Here is an 18,137-nt window from a genome sequence, read left to right on the forward strand (position 1 = left end):
TGCGGCGGCCTTGCCCCGCGACCGCCGACCCCGTATCAACGTGGATTCATCCACAGGAGAACGGGCCTCGCTGGTTCACGACCCCAAAAGCATGGCAGGCTCTGCTTATTGCGAGCCTGATGTCGAGGAGAGTGAATCCTTGCGGTCCGACGCCAACATCGCGGGGCCGATGACCGATCCGGTCCCCGGCCCCCGTACCGAATCGCCGGGGGAGGATGTTTCACGTGAAACGCCGCCTCCGATGGACGACACCCCTATCGGCCGTGCCGCTCAGTTGGCGGTCGAAGCCCTGGGCCGCGCCGGTGAGGGGCTGCCCAGGCCGGAGCAGACCCGGGTGATGGTGGTCGCCAACCAGAAGGGCGGGGTCGGGAAGACCACGACCACGGTCAATCTGGCCGCCTCGCTCGCCCTGCACGGTGGTCGCGTGCTGGTGATCGATCTCGACCCACAGGGCAATGCCTCGACGGCGCTGGGGATCGACCACCATGCCGAGGTTCCATCGATCTATGACGTGCTGGTCGACAGCAAGCCGTTGTCCGATGTGGTGCAGCCGGTCCCGGATGTGGAGGGCCTCTTCTGTGCTCCGGCCACGATCGATCTCGCCGGTGCCGAGATCGAGTTGGTCTCCCTGGTGGCCAGGGAGAGCCGGCTTGAGCGGGCCATCGAGGCGTACGAGCAGCCGCTGGACTACATCCTCATCGACTGCCCGCCCTCGCTGGGCCTGCTGACGGTCAATGCGCTGGTGGCCGGCGCGGAAGTGCTGATCCCGATCCAGTGCGAGTACTACGCGCTGGAGGGGCTGGGGCAGCTGCTGCGGAATGTGGATCTGGTGCGGGGCCACCTCAATCCAAAGCTCCATGTCTCGACGATCCTTCTCACCATGTACGACGGTCGCACCCGGCTGGCCTCCCAGGTCGCCGACGAGGTGCGGAGCCACTTCGGCGGTGAGGTGCTCCGGACGAGCATTCCCCGATCGGTGCGCATCTCCGAGGCCCCCAGCTATGGGCAGACCGTCCTCACCTATGACCCGGGGTCGAGTGGGGCCCTCTCCTATCTGGAGGCGGCCCGCGAGATCGCCCTCAGAGGTGTCGGCGTGCACTACGAAGCCCAGCACGCCCATGCCTTGCCCGAGCTCAGCCAGCACGACCAGCACAGCAGCATGCAGGAGGGGATTCAGTGAGTGAGCGACGCAGAGGACTGGGCCGTGGGCTCGGTGCCCTGATCCCTCCCGCGCCGAAGGGGACGGACAACGCCGCGTCCTCGGCGGGGGCGGGAACGGTCACGACGACCGGGGCCACCACCTCACCGACCGCGGTCCCGGTGCTCACCCAGGAGCGCGGGGTGGCGGCGGCCAAGGTGGCCGGACTGGCCACGCACACCGTTCCACAGGAAACCGAGCCCGCGCCGAGGGAGCAGGAGCCCGAGGCCGCCGCCCCGGAGGCGATGCCGGAGGAGGTGGCCGGGGCCCACTTCGCCGAGCTGCCGCTGGACTTCATCACCCCCAACCCGCGGCAGCCCCGTGAGGTCTTCGACGAGGACGCGCTGGCCGAACTGGTCACCTCGATCCAGGAGGTCGGTCTCCTCCAGCCCGTCGTCGTACGGCAGTTGGCGCCGGAGCGCTACGAGCTCATCATGGGCGAGCGGCGCTGGCGGGCCTGTCGTGAGGCCGGGCTGGAGAAGATCCCCGCGATCGTCCGGGCCACCGATGACGAGAAGCTCCTCCTGGACGCGCTGCTGGAGAACCTCCACCGGGCCCAGCTGAATCCGCTGGAAGAAGCGGCGGCGTACGACCAACTGCTGAAGGACTTCAACTGCACGCATGACGAGCTGGCCGACCGCATCGGGCGCTCGCGCCCGCAGGTCTCCAATACGCTGCGGCTGCTGAAGCTCTCCCCGTCCGTCCAGCGCAGGGTGGCGGCCGGGGTTCTCTCCGCGGGGCATGCCCGGGCGCTGCTCTCCGTGGACGACGCGGAGGAGCAGGACCGGCTGGCCCATCGCATCGTCGCCGAGGGGCTCTCGGTGCGTGCGGTGGAGGAGATCGTCACTCTGATGGGATCGCGATCGGGCGGCACGACCAAGCCCAAGAGCCCGAGGGCGGGCGCGAGGGTGTCCCCCGCACTCACGGATCTGGCCTCACGTCTCTCCGATCGGTTCGAGACGCGGGTGAAGGTCGACCTCGGTCAGAAGAAAGGAAAGATCGTCGTCGAGTTCGCCTCAATAGAGGATCTCGAGCGGATCCTCGGCACGCTGGCCCCCGGTGAGGGGCCGGTGCTGGAGCAGCCGCTCTCCTCCGAGGGCGGAGCGGCGGACGAGGACGAGTGAGGCGCTGCCCGTGCGGTCATGCCGTACGGAAGGGCAGCGCGGGGCGGGTCGCGTTCCGACATGGTCGGAACGCGACCCGCTGTTTGCCCAAGGGCGGTATCGGTGCAATCTCGGCACGGATACGATGCGATCAGGTAGGGCGGATCCATGTGGAGGCGCCGCATGTGGAGGGCAGGGCCATGCGATCGGTGAGCCGCACCGGACTGTTGGCCACAGGATTGGGCCTGGGAGCTGTCGGCGGTTTCGTCGGCAGTCTGCTCAGGGAGCGTAGTGCGCTGTCAGCCGCCCGTGGCGCGGCTGGCCACGGAAGTGAAGGACTGGCTTCATGGGGCGTCGGCTCGTACCGCTCACGCTGGACAACCTCCCGGACATCCCCAAGCGCTGCCGCGCCTGTGTCTTCTGGGAGCTCGATCCGGTCAGCGGCGAAGCAGCCGTAAGGGCCGGGCGGCCGGAGCTGGAGAAAGAGGCATGGATCTCCGCCGTTCTGCTGGAGTGGGGATCCTGCGGCCGGGTGGTCTATGTCGATGAGGTCCCGGTGGGCTTTGTGCTGTACGCGCCTCCGGCGTATGTGCCGCGCTCGACGGCCTTCCCGACCAGTCCGGTCGCGGCGGATGCCGTCCAGCTGATGACGGCATGGCTGATGCCCGGATATCAGGGGCAGGGGCTGGGCCGGGTGATGGTGCAGACCGTCGCCAAGGATCTGATCCGCCGGGGCTTCAAGGCGGTGGAGGCGTTCGGGGACGCCACCTGGAAGGAACCGGCGTGTGTGCTGCCCGCCGATCATCTGCTGGCCGTGGGCTTCAAGACCGTACGGCCGCATCCGCGCTACCCCCGGCTGAGGCTGGAGCTGAGGACGACGATCTCCTGGAAGGAGGATGTCGAGCTGGCGCTGGACCGGCTGCTCGGCGCCGTCCAGAAGGAGCCCGCGCTTCGGCCGCTGTAGCGGGTTTCACGTGAAACACGAAGGGGCTGCCCCGATGGGCAGCCCCTTCGTGTGTGAGGGCGACGCGTGGTGTGCTCAGCCGATGAAGTTGGCCAGATCGCGCTCGATGGCGGCCTTGGGCTTGGCGCCGACGATGGTCTTGGCGACCTCGCCGCCCTGGTAGACGTTGAGCGTCGGGATGGACATCACGCCGTACTTGGCGGCCGTCGCCGGGTTCTCGTCGATGTTGAGCTTGGCGATGACGATCTTGTCGGGGTGCTCGGCCGCGATGGCCTCCAGGGAGGGGGCGATCTGGCGGCACGGACCGCACCAGGCGGCCCAGAAGTCGACGAGTACCGGCTTGTCGCTCTTGAGGACCTTCTCCTCGAAGTCGGCGTCCGTCACGGTGACCGTGGCACCGGCCATGGCAATCTCCTTAGTGAGTTGATGCAGAGGTGGGAAGCGGAGTCAGACGGTGGCGTCGCCCTGGCCCAGCGAGGCGAGGTACCGCTCGGCGTCCAGTGCCGCCGAGCAACCGGTGCCGGCCGCGGTGATCGCCTGACGGTAGGTGTGGTCCACGACATCGCCGGCGGCGAAGACACCGGGCAGGTTGGTCCGGGTGGTGGGCGCGTCCACCTTCAGGTACCCGTCGTCATCCAGGACCAGCTGGCCCTTGAACAGCTCGGTGCGCGGGTCGTGGCCGATCGCGATGAACAGTCCGGTGACCGGCAGCTCGGAGGTCTCGTCCCTCTTGACGTCGCGGATCGTGAGACCCGAGAGCTTGCCGTCGCCGTGGATCTCCTCGACCACGCTGTCCCAGATGAACGAGATCTTCGGGTCGGCGAAGGCCCGCTCCTGCATCGCCTTGCTGGCGCGCAGGGTGTCCCGGCGGTGGACCACCGTGACCGACTTGGCGAACCGTGACAGGAAGGTCGCCTCCTCCAGGGCCGTGTCGCCGCCGCCGATGACGGCGATGTCCTGGTCCTTGAAGAAGAACCCGTCACAGGTGGCACACCAGGAGACACCGCGGCCGGAGAGCTCGTCCTCGCGCGGCAGCCCCAGCTTGCGGTGCTGAGAGCCGGTGGTCACGATGACGGTCTTGGCCCGGTGGACCGTACCGGCGGAGTCGGTGACGGTCTTGATCTGCTCACTGAGGTCGACCGCGGTCACGTCGTCCGGAACGAGCTCGGCGCCGAAGCGCTCGGCCTGGGCCCGCATATTGTCCATCAGGTCGGGGCCCATGATCCCGTCCCGGAAGCCCGGGAAGTTCTCCACATCGGTGGTGTTCATCAGGGCACCACCCGCGGTCACGGAGCCTTCGAAGACCAGCGGCTTCAAGGAAGCGCGGGCGGTGTAGAGCGCGGCCGTATAGCCCGCGGGCCCGGAACCGATGATGATCACGTTGCGGACGTCGCTCACGGATGTCTTCCTTGTCTCTGCCGACTGCCGGAATGCTGACTGGGCGGGCGGCTCCGGGTCCCGCCGGAATTCCGCTGCCACCCCACCCAACGGATCCTACGGGTCAGGCATTCCCGAGCGCTGTCAGGCAGGGCCCCGGTGTGCGGTGTGCCTCAGCGCCGCGGATAGGTCCGGGTCACCAGCAGCTCCCCGGGAGTCGTCGGGGATGCCGAGACGCAGGACGCGTCGATCACAAAGGCATCGACGAGCGAGCTGTCGGAGGGGTGCGGGAGGACGACGATATAGGCGCTCTGGCCGTCGTAGGTGTCCTGCTGCGCCGCGAGAGCCGGCTCCTTGCGGCGGGTGCCGCTCTGTACGCAGGAGGGCACCTGAGGGTCGTCGTCGGCGCGCAGTGGCACATCGGGTGAGTTGCCCTGCCCGGTGATGCCGTCCGACGCGGTGGACTTCCGGTCGGCGAGCAGCTCGTGCACGCGGTCCTTGAGCGTGCCCGAGGAGAGGGTGGACTTCCCGGTGGAGCTCTGGCTGGCGTGCGCCTGGGTGTCGCTGTCGCTGTGATCGCCGGAGGAGCCGCTCTGGAGGAAGAAGGATCCGATGCCGATCACCGCGGCGGCGCATGCGCCGCCGAGGACGGCCTTGCGCCAGCGGCGGGCACGGCCGGGGCGGGTGCCGGGTCCGGTGAATCCTCGTCCAGGCCCGGTGGCCCCACGCGGGCGCCCGGCGGGCCGGTCCGCCGCGATGGACGGCTTGGCCGTGGGCTCAACGGTGTCGGACTCGGGATCGCTGGAGGCGTCATCAGCGTCATCAGCGTCATCGGCCGTTTCACGTGAAACAGGGGTGGGCGCGGCGTCCGGATCCGGAGTTTCACGTGAAACATCGGCCACGCCCTCGGGGGCGGTCGCGCTGAGAAGCGCTTCGGCGGCCAGTGCCGCGTCGATGCGGCCCGCGACATCGGCGGGCATCCGTACCGGCCCTGGGAGCGTCCCGAGCAGGGAGCGGATCTCGTCCAGGGACTCCCATACGTCCGCACACAGCACGCAGCTCGCGAGGTGAGTGCGCACATCGACGGCGCGGGACGGAGAGAGCAGACCCTCGGTGAGTGCGGAGATCTCCGCGACTTCAGGGTGCTCTTCCGTGTCCGTCGAGGATGTCACGCTCGCCCACCTCCGCCCTTCACGGCATCTGTGTCGTTCGGTCCTGCCGTCGGTGGGACGGACGTCCCCTGCGTCCGGTTCCTTCCCATGCCCGAGGGTGAGCTATCCCTCCCACTGGGGTGGAGATGTGAGAGGAGTGGCAGCAGTCGTGCGCGGCCCCGGGCGCAGCGGCTCTTCACGGTGCCGGTGGGAACGTCCAGAACCTTCGCCGCCTCCGCGACGGGGTAGCCCTGCATATCGACCAGCACCAGGGCCGCACGCTGCTCGGGAGGGAGGGTGCGCAGCGCCTGGAGGAGTTCGCGGTGAAGGTCACCGCGCTCGGCGGGGGCGGCGGCTGACTCATGGGGTTCCAGGAGTTGCTCGAGCCGCTCGGTGTCGTCGACGGGGGAGGTGCGACGGGAGGCGGCCTTGCGGGCCCGGTCCAGACAGGCGTTGACCGTGATGCGGTGCAGCCAGGTGGTCACGGCGGACTGGCCCCGGAACGTATGGGCGGCGCGGTAGGCGGAGACGAGCGCGTCCTGGACCGCGTCGGCCGCTTCCTCACGGTCGCCGAGGGTGCGCAGCGCCACCGCCCAGAGTCTGTCGCGGTGGCGCCGCACTATTTCACTGAAGGCGTCCGGGTCGCCGTCGACGTGCCGGGCGAGGAGCTCGCCGTCGCTCGCTCCGCCGATCGTGGCGTCGTCCAACGTTGAGCCCCTCCCCTCTCGGCCGACCGTAGAGGGTCAGCCCTTGACCTTGATCTCCGAGATGCCGCCACGGTAGCGATCAGCGGTGCTGGCCGGAAGCTCCGTGATGTGGACCAGGACGTATCGCGTCCGTACCGGCTTGTCGAGAACGGCGGACAGCTTCTTCCCGACGCTCGTCAGATCGGTGAGGTGCTTGGAGAAGGCGCTGAGTGAGGTGGGGTCGGAGGCGGAGGGATCGGCGGCGAGGACTTCCACCTTCTGGCCGGCGCTGTAGAAGTCGATGTCGAGGCTCGAGACCTTTTTGACGCTGCCGAGGTCGACGATGATGCCGCTGCCCTGCTTGCGGTTGGGCAGATTACCGAAGTTCGGGTAGTTGTAGAACTCCTTGGTCACCCAGGCGGTGTCCGTATCGCCGTCGACGGTGCCATCGACCTTGTCCGGGGCGAAGGGCGCGTCCAGCGGCGAGAACTCCGTAGCGCTCTCGATGCTGAGCGGCTTGCCCACGGGCTTCAGGCCCTTGCCGTCGTCCTTCTCACCGGTGGACTTGCCCGGGCTGGACTTGTTCTCCTCCTTGAGGAGGGTGTCCGCGAGCTGCCAGCTGCCGAGGCCGAGAGCGGCGATCAGAAGGGCGGAGACGGTCCACTTGAGGGCCTTGCCCGTGCGGCTCTGCAGCGGCGGCGGAGGCGGCACGGGAGCGGCCGGACGGGCCGTGTGCGCGGTACCGCCGCGGTTCGGCTGCTGGCCGTACATACCCTGTTGGTACGTCGTGCGCTGGTAGGCCTGGGAAGGGGTGAAGGCGGGCTCCGGCGGCCGGATGCGCGGCATGGCCGCGACGGCCTTGGCCAGCTCCTCGGGGGTGGTGCAGGGCTGGTCCTGACGGGAGGCGGTGGCCCCGTCGTTGACCAGCGCGCGCATCGCGAGCTCGGACAGACCGCGGTGCACTCCGGCACGGACCTGGTCGGGGGCGATCAGGCCCACACCCTTGGGCAGCCCGGAGAGGCCGTAGGCGTCGGCCTCGTACGGCCAGCGCTGAGTGAGCGCCGCGTACAGCAGCGCGCCGATCGCCTCGGTGTCGGTGCGCTGGGGGTGGTCGACGCTGATACCACGCAGGGCGGCCATGACGGCCAGTCCGCGGATGCGGTACTGACCGGACTCGGTGCGCAGTACGGAGCCGGGGTTCAGCCGCAGATGGGCCAGGCCCTCGCGGTGGGCGGCGGCCATGGCCTGGGAGACCTGGCTGACCAGTTGGTACGCGTCGTGCGGCTCGAGCGGCCCGGCGGCCAGCACGGCGGTGAGCTCGGTGGCGTCGGGAAGCCACTCATGGACGACATAGACAAGATCGTTCTCCTCGACGGCGTCGAGGACCTGGACGAAGCGGGGATCGCCCAGCAGGGCCGCCGAACGGGCGGCGGCGAGCACCGACCTGGCGCGCGGATGGTCCGCGGGCACGACATGCACCCCGACGGCACGCCGCAGTTTCTCGTCCACGGCACGCCAACTGCTGAATCCGTCCAGACGGGTGACGCACTCCTCCAGACGGTAGCGTCTGGCCAGCTTGTGACCGCTGTGCAGTTCGAGCGGGTTCGCTTCGGCCGCGGCGCCCGTATCGTCGGTGACCGCGGCCTCTGTCCCCTTGCCGACCTTCTGTTTCGTCCCCGCCCCGTCGGCCGTGGCCTTACCCGCCTCGGCGGTCAGCGGCTCCTCTCCACCGCTGTCGGCCACGTCGACGGCAGCCGTGCTCCGTTCCGCCACCGTCGTTCCTGCCTCCCCATCCGTTGCGCCTACTCCGAGCCAAGACAATTGTGCCCACAGTCCGCCGCTATGCACGACACACGGTGGCGGACGATGGTTGTGCTCAATGATCAGCGTCCGAGTCGTCCGCGCACCATACCGACCATGGCCGTCAGCTCATCAACGCGCATCCGTTTCGCAGCAATGTAGAAGACCGCGATAAGAACGAGACCGCCGCCCAGCAAAGCCGCTACGGAGCCGACGACGCCCATTCCGAGGGTCTGCATGATGGTGTAGGCCGAGCCGCCGCCCAGGAGGGCGGCGGGGATGCTGGCGCCGACGAGGCGGGTGTAGGTGCGTACGACGCGGGGGCCGTCCAGATCGCCGCCCAGCCGGTTGCGCAGCCGCTTCCAGGCCACACCCACGCCGATGGCGTAGGCCAGGCCGTAGGCGGCCGCCATACCGGCGACGGCCCAGCGGGCGGGGAGCAGGAGATAGGCGAGCGCGGACCCCGCCGCGTTGACCGCGGCGACGATGACGGTGTTGTAGAAGGGGGTGCGGGTGTCCTCGTAGGCGTAGAAGCCACGGAGGACGACGTACTGCACGGAGAACGGAATGAGCCCGAGGCCGAACGCCATGAGGATGTAGCCCATGGCTTGGGCCGTCTCGGTGCCCGAGGTCCCGAACAACAGGGTGCAGAGGGGGATACCGAGCGCGATGAAGCCGAAGGCGAGGGGGACGATGGCGACGGCGGAGGTGCGCAGACCCTGCGAGATGTCGTCGCGGACCGCTCCGGGGTCGCCGTCGTGGGCCGCCCGGGAGAGCCTGGGCAGCAGAGCCGCCATCACCGAGACGGTGATGATGGCCTGGGGCATGTTCCAGATCAGCTGAGCGCTCGTGTAGCCGACGTAGCTCGCTCCTGGGTGTCCCCCATTGTCGGCCTCCGTGCCGGCCGCGGTGGCGAGCTGGGTCACCACGATGTTGCCCGCCTGGTTGGCGAGCACGAACAGCACGGTCCACTTGGCCAGCTTGGCGGCCTTGCCGAGTCCGTGGCCACGCCAGTCGAAGCGTGGCCGGAAGCGGAAGCCGGCTGCTCGGAGGTAGGGGAACATCGCCAGGGCCTGGACGGTGAGGCCGAGGAGTGTGCCGATGCCCAGTAGCCGGATGCCCTCCGGCGTAATGGTCGTGACACCCATGTTGGAGTTGCTGGAGGTGCCGAACACCCAGATGAAGAGGCCGAAAGTGGCGATGACGACAATGTTGTTGAGGACCGGGGTCCACATCATCGCGCCGAACTTGCCCCGGGCGTTGAGGATCTGACCGACCACGACGTGCACACCCATGAAGAAGATGGTGGGTAGGCAGTAGCGGGCGAAGGTGACCGCCACCTCGTTGGCGGGGGGATCGCTGGCGATGTCAGCGGAGAGCATCCGGATCAGCGCCGGGGCCGCGAACAGCGAAACCGCGACGAGGCTGCCGAGCGCGACCATCGTCAGCGTGAGCAGACGGTTGGCGTAGGCGACTCCGCCGTCGTCGTCCTCCTTCATCGCGCGCACGAGCTGCGGGACGAAGACCGAGTTCAGACCGCCGCCGACCGTGAGGAAGTAGATCATCGCGGGTAGCTGAAAGGCGACCTGGTAAGCCTGGCCGAGGCTGGCGGCGCCGAGTCCCGCGACGATCACCATCTGCCGGAGGAAGCCGGTCAGGCGGGAGACCAAGGTGCCCGCGGCCATCAGCGCGCTTGACTGCAGCAGACCCGCCGCCCGGCCCCCTGAGGGCTTCTTCGGCTCGGGCTCGGTCGCGGGGGCGGTCACCACCGGGGCGGCCACCGTGGGGGCGGCGGCCGTCGCGCCCGCGGACTCGGATCTGGGCGGTCCGGGGAACGGCGCCTGCCCCTGAGCGGGCGCCTGGCCCTGGGGGTAGTTCTCCGGGCCCGGTGGGTAGCCCTGGCCCTGGCCGGGCCGGGGCTCATAGGGCTGCTGATCGCGGTAGAGGTGCGCGAAGGCGTCCCGCTGCGGCTGCTCCCCCGCGCCGTAGCCCTCGGCGGCCCCCGGATAGCCCTGGCCCGCCTGATCGGCCGTGTACGGCTGCTGTGCCGCGCCCTGGTGGCCGGCGGAGGCCTCGGGGGACCAGGCGCGCGGGTCGGGGCCCTGCGGTGTGGGGGGCTGCTGGTAGTACTGCTGCTGGTAGCCGTCCTGCTGCGGTGCGTGGGAGGAGCGCCGGTCGTACAGGGGGTCCGTCAGCGGATCGTGGGCGTACCGATCCTGCGTCGGATACGGGTAGGGCGTGAAGCTGCCCGTCGCGTACGCGTCGTCCAGGTACGGATCCGGTGCGTAGTACTGCTGGCCGTACGACTGGCGCGGATCGGCCGGGGGCGCCTGGTGGGCGTCGCCCAGATACGGATCCCGCTGGTGCGGTTCCTGTCCGTAAGAGTCGTGGGGGCCGTGAGGGTCGTTGGGGCCGTGAGGGGACGGCTGTGGCGGCGGTGGCACTCGGCCATCACCGTCATACGGCGCGTTCATCGCTACCCCACCTCATCGTCCACTGCGGCCCACCGGCCCCGGCATTGCTCAACGGTCCACTTTCTCACCCGAGCCGGACGGGCCAGCGCTTTGCGATCCGGTGTCCGACGCCGGGTCACTCGGCTGCTCGGGCACGAGGGCGTGTGCGGGGTCACACCGGTCGGACTCCGGGGCCTCGCTGTCATCCTCATCATCCTGCCCGTGCGCCTCCTCGACGTCTTCCCCGTCCCCGCCGTCCTCACCGCTCCTGGCGGCCGCGCGCTTGCGCTGGACATAGATCCGGACACCGGCGAGGACGAGCAGCAGCACACCGCCGGCGATCACCAGAATCACGGTCGACGTGATTTCGGTGACATTCACCTCGAACAGCATCTCGTTGCCGTACGGCTGGCCGTCCGGCGTGTAGAGCTGCGCCGAGACCCACACCGGGCCGTTCGCGTTGGCCGTGGTCCCGAACTTCACGGACTGGCTGTGGCCGCCCTCCACATTGACCAGCTGGGGGTCGCTGACCGCCAGCCGGTTGCCCTGCTGGGAGCGCAGTACGAGCCGCAGCTCGACGCTCTGCACCAGGTTGTTCTGGACGGTCACCGGGACGGTCGCGCTGCGCCCGGAGAGGGTCATGTCCGTCTTCGGGACCAGGCGCACCTTCTTGGTGAGCCCGGAGAGATAGGTCTGCACATCGTGCCGGAAGCCGGTCGCGTTCTGCGCCTCGCTCCGCCACGAGGTCGACATCTCGCGCCTGATCGCGTTCCCGAAGGGGGTGACCACCCGGTACTTGGCGGTCAGGATCGGCTCGAAATTGTCCAGGGTCTTCTGGGTCTCCTGGATCCTGTCGAACGCCTCGGTGGGCAGCTCCCGCGCGCGCAGTGACCGGGGGTAGGAGCGGGTGCTCGGCACCCGCTGGGTGGCGCTCGGGTCGGGCTTGGCCTTCGCGGCCTGCCCCAGGCTCAGCGGCTGCGTCCACTGCCCGGAGAGGCCCTCCAAGGCCGCCGCCATCGCCTGCGCCTGGCTGGTGGTGGGCGTCCGCTGGGGGGCGACCACGATGCTGCGCTGCCTGTCCGGTGCCTGCAGGTTGATCATCTGGCTCTGGGCCAGGAACCGCTGGATGGCGAGGGTGGAGTTCTCCGCCTTGGACATGTCGCCGGTGAAGGCCGTCGAGAGCCGTGCGTCGGCGACCACCGCCGTATTGCCGCCGCCGATCTGGCGGGCCGCGGTCGGGGTGTAGGAGAGCCCGCCGGTCTCACGCAGGCTGTCGCTGCGGGCGATTACGTTGTGGGCGCCCGCGGAGGTGGCGACGTCCACGATCGAGGAGTCGACCGCGCCCTCGACGGGCCAGGCGAAGTCCGTGCGCGGCCGCACCCCGAGGATGGTCTCCACGGTCGTCGAGGCGAGCTCGGTGGAGCCCTGGAGGTGGCTGAGGGCGCCGGTGACGTTCTTACCGCGGTGGGCGAGCGAGGCGAGGTCGGGGTCGGCGAACGGCAGCGCGACCACCTGCTTGCCGTCCACGGCCTTCTGGAGGGCGTCCAGCCACTGCTTGGCGACGGTCTGGCCGCGGCCCGCCCTGGTCCCGTTGCCCGAGGGGTTCTGGACCTCGTACTTCTTGGTCATCGCGTCGACCGTGGCGAGCAGGTCGGGGTCGATCACCCAGGTGATGGGGAGGTTCTTCCCCAGGGCGACCATCTGCTGCAGCCGGCCTCCCGGGGCCAGCTCCTTGGCCAGGCGGTCGTCCCGGAAGATCGGGGTGCGGTCCTCGTCGTTGTCCGTGCGGGCGGTCACATGGGTGGCGGAGATCAGCGGCCACAGATAGGTGAGCTGGGACTTCTTCTGGGACGGGCCCGACTGCCAGGGCAGGAAGGTCCGCTCGATGCCCAGCACCTGCGGCCAGGGCTGATGGGAAGTGCCACCGGTGAGCGAGACGCCGAGCTGATAGACGCCGTTCTCCCCCAGGTGCAACTGATCCACCGGTATGGAGAGGGAGAAGTCACGGCTGGTGCCGGCCGCCAGCTTGCCGATCTTCTTGGCGTATTTGCGGTCGATCTCGGTGCCGTCGAGCCCCTCCGTATAGCCGGTGCGGTGGGCCGTGGTGTCGATCGCGCTGCGGCCGCTCATGGTCGGGCCGACACGGAGACCCACCCGCGCCCCCGAGACCGTGCCCTTGGTGTCGTTGGTGACGGTGCCACTGACGGTGAGGGTGTCGCTCTTCTTCGGCGCGGTGGGGGTCAGTGAGGTGATGGAGACATCCACCGACCGCGAGCCCGTGGCCTTGCTCTCGGCGTGGGCGGCGGGTGCCCCCGGAATCTGTGTCAGGCCCGCGAGCATCGGCGCCGCGGCCAGCAGGGCCGCCGTGCGCCGCAACCATCGCCGGGTACGAGCGGAAGTTGTCCCCCGGAGGTCTGCCGCATCGGCCACGCGCTCGCCCGTCCCTTGTCGTCAGTAGGTCGTCAGTGGTCGTCGCAATGTGCGTCCACGAAATGGTAACGATCCCCGCTGTGACGAAGTGCTGTGGACGGCTCCACAAGATCGTTACGCAGTGGTGGCCCCATCGGGGGTGGACTCTCGGGGGCGCACGGCCACGTACCCTGTTCTGTTGTGCCGAACGCCAACAATGACAGCCGATCCCCGCAGTCGACCAACGAGCTCAGCCAGGTGCAGCGCCGCGCCGTGGGCGAACTCCTGCGGGTCTCTCCCGTTGCCGACGATCTTGCCCGTCGCTTCCAGCAGGCCGGTTTCCGCCTGGCCCTGGTCGGCGGCTCGGTACGGGACGCGCTGCTCGGCCGGCTCGGTAACGATCTGGATTTCACGACGGACGCGCGGCCGGACGAGGTGCTGAAGATCGTACGGCCCTGGGCGGACGCGGTCTGGGACGTCGGCATCGCCTTCGGCACGGTCGGCTGCCGAAAGGGTATGTTGCCCGGAAGCGGGTCGGATCAGAGCTTTCAGATCGAAATCACGACTTATCGGTCAGAAGCCTACGACCGGACATCTCGGAAGCCCGAGGTGTCCTACGGCGACTCCATCGAGGAGGACCTGGTCCGTCGGGACTTCACGGTCAACGCGATGGCGGTGGCGCTTCCGCAGAAGGAGTTCATCGACCCGCACCACGGTCTGGAGGATCTCGCCGCCCGGGTGCTGCGCACTCCGGGGACGCCCGAGGAGTCCTTCTCCGACGATCCGCTGCGGATGATGCGTGCCGCGCGCTTCGCGGCGCAGCTGGACTTCGAAGTGGCCCCCGAGGTGGTCGCCGCGATGACGGCGATGGCCGAGCGCATCGACATCGTCTCGGCGGAGCGGGTGCGTGATGAGCTCAACAAGCTCGTCCTGGCCGATCACCCCCGCAAGGGGCTGCGGCTGCTGGTGGAGACCGGGCTCGCCGACCGCGTCCTGCCGGAGCTTCCGGCGCTGCGCCTGGAGCGCGATGAGCACCACCGCCACAAGGATGTCTACGAGCACTCGCTGACGGTGCTGGACCAGGCCATCGACCTGGAGACCGAGGGCCCCGATCTGACGCTGCGGCTGGCCGCGCTGCTGCATGACATCGGCAAGCCCAAGACGCGCCGCTTCGAGAAGGACGGCCGGGTCTCCTTCCATCACCACGAGGTGGTGGGGGCCAAGATGACCAGGTACCGGATGACGAGGCTCAAGTACTCCAATGAGCTGATCAAGGATGTCTCACGCCTGGTCGAGCTGCATCTGCGCTTCCACGGCTATGGCACGGGGGAATGGACCGACTCCGCGGTCCGCCGCTATGTCCGTGACGCCGGTCCGCTGCTGGACCGGCTGCACAAGCTGACCCGCTCGGACTGCACCACGCGCAATCGGCGGAAGGCGGTGGCGCTCTCGCGTGCGTACGACGGTCTAGAAGAGCGCATCGCCCGGCTGCAGGAGCAGGAAGAACTGGATGCGATCCGCCCGGATCTGGATGGCAACGAGATCATGAAGATCCTCGGCATCCCCCCGGGGCCGCAGGTCGGCAAGGCGTACAAGCATCTGCTGGAGCTGCGACTGGAGCACGGCCCCATGGAGCGGGACACCGTGATCGCCGCACTCCAGGAGTGGTGGGAAGCCCAGCCGGAGGGCTGAGCCCCTCATGTTTCACGTGAAACATCGACCCGCTTGGCGCTCTGCCGGTCATGTTTCACGTGAAACCTCACCAGGGCCGCGGTGGCCGCGTAGAGCAGCGCCACACAGATCAGCAGTGCGGCCGATCTGCCATCCGGTGGCAGCATCACCGCGGCGACCGCCGCGGCTCCCACGAAGGCGACATTGAACAGCACGTCGTAGAGGGAGAAGATCCGCCCGCGGAAGTCATCGGCGATGGCGGACTGCACCACGGTGTCGGTGGCGATCTTCGCGCCTTGGGTGATCAGCCCGAGCACGAACGCGGCGATCAGCATGGGGGCGGGTTCGAAGGGCAGTCCGAGCCCCGGCTCCAGGAGGGCCGCGCTTCCCGCGCACACCATCACCCAGGAGAGCCGGCCGTCCGGCCGGGAGGGCGTACGGGCAGCGAGCCGGGCCACCGCCCATGGTGTGATCACCGCCGCCGCGAAGAAGCCCGCGCCCGAGACGCCGACGGCCAGCCCCAGAAGCGCGAGCCCCTGGGACTCGGTGTCGGCCCATGCGTAGCGGCAGAGCATCAGCACCGTCACCGTGAGCGCGCCGTAGCAGAAGCGCATCAGCGTCATCGCGGTCAGCGCCACGGTGGGATCCCGGCGCTCCAGCAGATGGCGTACGCCCGCGACCAGGCCGCGCGCGGTGCTCATCAGGGCCGCGGAGAGGCGGGGCTGAAGGGCCGCGGGATCCGGCCCCAGCAGACCCGGTGCCATCAGCAGGGCCGTGAGCCCGGCGATGAGATAGAGCGCGGCGCCCACCAGGACGACCAGCGCGTCCGAGGAGGTGCCTCCCGGACCCGACAGCCGGACGATGAAGGCGAGGCTGCCGCCGGCCGTGGCGGCGAGCGTTCCGGCCGTGGGCGAGAGGGAGTTGGCCATGACCAGACGCTCCTGGCTGTCCACGACCCGGGGCAGGGACGCCGAAAGACCGGCCAGCACAAAGCGGTTGACGGCGGTCACGGACAGGGCCGAGACATAGAAGAGCCACTCCGGCACCTGGCCCAGCACCAGTACGGCGGTTCCGGCGGCCAGCCCCGAGCGCAGCAGATTGCCGTAGAGCAGCACCTGCCGCCGGCGCCAGCGGTCCAGCAGCACCCCGGCGAAGGGGCCGAGCAGGGAGTAGGGGAGCAGCAGGACGGCCATGGCGGAGGCGATGGCCGCGGCGGAGGTCTCCTTCTCCGGGGAGAAGACCACATGGGTGGCGAGCGCCACCTGGTAGACGCCATCGGCCGACTGGGACAGCAGCCGGACGGCCAGGAGGCGGCGGAAGTCCCGCAGTTGCAGCAGTACGCGGAGATCACGCACAACAGGCATGGCGTCAGCCTCACACACCACACGGGCCTCCGGGTGGATTACCCGGAGGCCCGTGATCACGCGGCGGGAATCAGCGCATGGCGCTTCAGCGCTCGACCTCGCCCTTGATGAACTTCTCCACGTTCTCCCGCGCCTCGTTGTCGAAGTACTGCACCGGCGGCGACTTCATGAAGTACGAGGAGGCCGAGAGGATCGGGCCGCCGATGCCGCGGTCCTTGGCGATCTTCGCGGCGCGCAGCGCGTCGATGATGACACCCGCGGAGTTCGGGGAGTCCCACACCTCGAGCTTGTACTCCAGGTTCAGCGGGACATCGCCGAACGCGCGGCCCTCCAGGCGGACATAGGCCCACTTGCGGTCGTCCAGCCAGGCCACGTAGTCCGAGGGGCCGATGTGGACGTTGTCGGCGCCCAGGTCGCGGTCGGGAATCTGGGAGGTGACGGCCTGGGTCTTGGAGATCTTCTTGGACTCCAGACGCTCCCGCTCGAGCATGTTCTTGAAGTCCATGTTGCCGCCGACGTTCAGCTGCATGGTGCGGTCCAGGATGACGCCCCGGTCCTCGAACAGCTTGGCCATCACCCGGTGCGTGATGGTCGCTCCGACCTGCGACTTGATGTCGTCACCGACGATCGGCACCCCGGCCTCGGTGAACTTGTCCGCCCACTCCTTGGTACCGGCGATGAAGACCGGGAGCGCGTTGACGAAGGCGACCTTCGCGTCGATGGCGCACTGGGCGTAGTACTTGGCGGCGTCCTCGGAGCCGACCGGGAGGTAGCAGACCAGAACGTCGACCTGCTTGTCCTTGAGGACCTGGACGACGTCGACCGGGGCCTCGTCGGACTCGTCGATGGTCTGGCGGTAGTACTTGCCGAGTCCGTCGAGCGTGTGGCCGCGCTGGACCGTGACACCGGCCGTCGGCACGTCGCAGATCTTGATGGTGTTGTTCTCGCTGGCGCCGATGGCGTCCGCGAGGTCCAGGCCGACCTTCTTCGCGTCCACGTCGAAGGCGGCCACGAACTCCACGTCCTTCACGTGGTAGTCGCCGAACTGCACGTGCATCAGACCCGGCACGCGGGTGTCCGGGTCGGCGTCCTTGTAGTACTCGACGCCCTGCACCAGCGAGGCGGCGCAGTTGCCCACACCGACGATGGCTACACGAACCGAACCCATTCCGGTTGCTCCCTGTGTGTACTGGACGAGGCCCCGCGGATGCCGGGCCTCACTTGGCGGTGTCATCGGACGGATCCGGCCGGGAACCACCCCGGTGCCGGGGCGGGCCGTCCGCATCTTCTGACTGGTCCTGCTGTGGCGGCCGGTCCTCGTCCCGCTCGGTCGTCCGGCCCTGTCCGGCGGTGCCGTCGCGCCGATCGCGCCCGGCCCGCTCGCTCTCGATCAGCTCGTTCAGCCAGCGCACCTCGCGCTCCACCGACTCCATCCCGTGTCGCTGCAGCTCGAGGGTGTAGTCGTCCAGGCGCTCGCGGGTACGGGCCATGGCGGCGCGCATCTTGTCCAGGCGCTCCTCCAGGCGGCTGCGCCGCCCCTCCAGCACCCGCATCCGAACGTCTCGTGACGTCTGGCCGAAGAAGGCGAACCGGACGCCGAAGTGCTCGTCCTCCCAGGCGTCCGGCCCGGTGTGGGAGAGCAGCTCCTCGAACCGCTCCTTCCCCGCCGCGGTGAGCCGGTAGACGATCTTCGCCCGGCGGCCGGAGAGAGGTGCCGCGAGAGCGTCCTGGGAGGCGCTGCCGGATTCCTCGATCAACCAGCCGTTGCCGACCAGCGTCTTGAGACAGGGATAGAGGCTGCCGTAGCTGAACGCGCGGAACACCCCGAGTGAGGTGTTGAGCCGCTTCCGCAACTCGTATCCGTGCATCGGTGACTCGCGCAGCAGGCCGAGAACGGCGAACTCCAGGACGCCCGAGCGTCTGCTCATTCCCCGCCTCTCCTCTCCTCCAGGCCCGCTATG

The 18,137-nt window shown here is 69.0% G+C and carries 14 protein-coding genes; 4 read left to right on the plus strand and 10 right to left on the minus strand.

Features of this window, described 5'->3' with window-relative positions; genetic code table 11:
- Positions 1-91 precede the first annotated feature (91 nt).
- The 3 genes from GWI24_RS04625 to GWI24_RS04635 all read left to right on the plus strand — a co-directional run bounded on the left by GWI24_RS04625 (position 92) and on the right by GWI24_RS04635 (position 3,265).
- Positions 92-1,180, plus strand: a complete 1,089-nt coding sequence (locus GWI24_RS04625; protein WP_078956777.1) for a ParA family protein — start codon at positions 92-94, stop codon at positions 1,178-1,180.
- Positions 1,177-2,322, plus strand: a complete 1,146-nt coding sequence (locus GWI24_RS04630) for a ParB/RepB/Spo0J family partition protein (RefSeq protein WP_210944613.1) — start codon at positions 1,177-1,179, stop codon at positions 2,320-2,322. Before GWI24_RS04625 ends, GWI24_RS04630 begins: the two co-directional genes overlap by 4 nt.
- 325 nt (positions 2,323-2,647) lie before the next feature.
- Positions 2,648-3,265 (plus strand): GNAT family N-acetyltransferase, encoded by a 618-nt coding sequence (locus GWI24_RS04635; protein WP_037954609.1) that lies wholly within the window; start codon positions 2,648-2,650, stop codon positions 3,263-3,265.
- A gap of 75 nt (positions 3,266-3,340) precedes the next feature.
- On the opposite strand, the gene trxA is transcribed toward GWI24_RS04635, so the two are convergent.
- The 7 genes from trxA to GWI24_RS04670 all read right to left on the minus strand — a co-directional run bounded on the left by trxA (position 3,341) and on the right by GWI24_RS04670 (position 13,162).
- Complete coding sequence (gene trxA / locus GWI24_RS04640; RefSeq protein WP_210944614.1) at positions 3,341-3,670, minus strand: thioredoxin; 330 nt, start codon at positions 3,668-3,670, stop codon at positions 3,341-3,343.
- 42 nt (positions 3,671-3,712) lie between these two features.
- Positions 3,713-4,663 (minus strand): thioredoxin-disulfide reductase, encoded by a 951-nt coding sequence (trxB, locus tag GWI24_RS04645; RefSeq protein ID WP_210944615.1) that lies wholly within the window; start codon positions 4,661-4,663, stop codon positions 3,713-3,715.
- A gap of 152 nt (positions 4,664-4,815) precedes the next feature.
- Positions 4,816-5,814, minus strand: coding sequence for a hypothetical protein (locus GWI24_RS04650; protein WP_210944616.1), 999 nt, complete (start codon positions 5,812-5,814; stop codon positions 4,816-4,818).
- Positions 5,811-6,500: an RNA polymerase sigma factor SigM gene (sigM, locus tag GWI24_RS04655; protein WP_210944617.1), complete on the minus strand. Its 690-nt coding sequence runs from the start codon at positions 6,498-6,500 to the stop codon at positions 5,811-5,813. Before sigM ends, GWI24_RS04650 begins: the two co-directional genes overlap by 4 nt.
- Before the next feature lie 36 nt (positions 6,501-6,536).
- The gene (locus GWI24_RS04660; RefSeq protein WP_210944618.1) at positions 6,537-8,252 is read right to left on the minus strand and encodes a protein kinase family protein; all 1,716 of its coding nucleotides are present in this window, start codon (positions 8,250-8,252) and stop codon (positions 6,537-6,539) included.
- A gap of 110 nt (positions 8,253-8,362) precedes the next feature.
- Positions 8,363-10,753 (minus strand): murein biosynthesis integral membrane protein MurJ, encoded by a 2,391-nt coding sequence (gene murJ, locus GWI24_RS04665; RefSeq protein WP_210944619.1) that lies wholly within the window; start codon positions 10,751-10,753, stop codon positions 8,363-8,365.
- A 48-nt stretch (positions 10,754-10,801) separates the two neighbouring features.
- On the minus strand, positions 10,802-13,162 hold the full coding sequence (locus GWI24_RS04670) for a DUF6049 family protein (protein ID WP_210944620.1): 2,361 nt from the start codon (positions 13,160-13,162) through the stop codon (positions 10,802-10,804).
- A gap of 180 nt (positions 13,163-13,342) precedes the next feature.
- Between GWI24_RS04670 and GWI24_RS04675 the strand changes: the two genes are divergently transcribed.
- A complete protein-coding gene (locus tag GWI24_RS04675; RefSeq protein WP_210944621.1) occupies positions 13,343-14,833 on the plus strand; it encodes a CCA tRNA nucleotidyltransferase in 1,491 nt (496 codons plus the stop codon).
- A gap of 5 nt (positions 14,834-14,838) precedes the next feature.
- Here the strand turns inward: GWI24_RS04675 and GWI24_RS04680 are convergent, their stop codons facing one another.
- The 3 genes from GWI24_RS04680 to GWI24_RS04690 form a co-directional block, all read right to left on the minus strand.
- On the minus strand, positions 14,839-16,176 hold the full coding sequence (locus tag GWI24_RS04680; protein WP_210944622.1) for an MFS transporter: 1,338 nt from the start codon (positions 16,174-16,176) through the stop codon (positions 14,839-14,841).
- A gap of 85 nt (positions 16,177-16,261) precedes the next feature.
- Entirely contained in the window at positions 16,262-17,344 is a 1,083-nt protein-coding gene (locus GWI24_RS04685; RefSeq protein WP_210944623.1) for an inositol-3-phosphate synthase, read from the minus strand.
- 49 nt (positions 17,345-17,393) lie between these two features.
- Positions 17,394-18,104 carry a PadR family transcriptional regulator gene (locus tag GWI24_RS04690; RefSeq protein WP_201856565.1) on the minus strand — a complete coding sequence of 237 codons (711 nt, stop codon included), beginning with the start codon at positions 18,102-18,104 and terminating at the stop codon, positions 17,394-17,396.
- Positions 18,105-18,137 lie beyond the last annotated feature (33 nt).

The organism is Streptomyces sp. MK37H (assembly GCF_018035285.1).
GTDB classification, from domain to species: domain Bacteria; phylum Actinomycetota; class Actinomycetes; order Streptomycetales; family Streptomycetaceae; genus Streptomyces; species Streptomyces endocoffeicus.

What these genes read in the sequence shown, in the direction of transcription:
- GWI24_RS04690 (WP_201856565.1), bottom strand. Translation starts at nt 18,104, where the DNA reads ATGAGCAGACGCTCGGGCGTCCTGGAGTTCGCCGTTCTCGGCCTGCTG.
- murJ (WP_210944619.1), bottom strand. Translation starts at nt 10,753, where the DNA reads ATGAACGCGCCGTATGACGGTGATGGCCGAGTGCCACCGCCGCCACAG.
- trxA (WP_210944614.1), bottom strand. Translation starts at nt 3,670, where the DNA reads ATGGCCGGTGCCACGGTCACCGTGACGGACGCCGACTTCGAGGAGAAG.
- GWI24_RS04680 (WP_210944622.1), bottom strand. Translation starts at nt 16,176, where the DNA reads ATGCCTGTTGTGCGTGATCTCCGCGTACTGCTGCAACTGCGGGACTTC.
- GWI24_RS04685 (WP_210944623.1), bottom strand. Translation starts at nt 17,344, where the DNA reads ATGGGTTCGGTTCGTGTAGCCATCGTCGGTGTGGGCAACTGCGCCGCC.
- GWI24_RS04635 (WP_037954609.1), top strand. Translation starts at nt 2,648, where the DNA reads ATGGGGCGTCGGCTCGTACCGCTCACGCTGGACAACCTCCCGGACATC.
- GWI24_RS04625 (WP_078956777.1), top strand. Translation starts at nt 92, where the DNA reads ATGGCAGGCTCTGCTTATTGCGAGCCTGATGTCGAGGAGAGTGAATCC.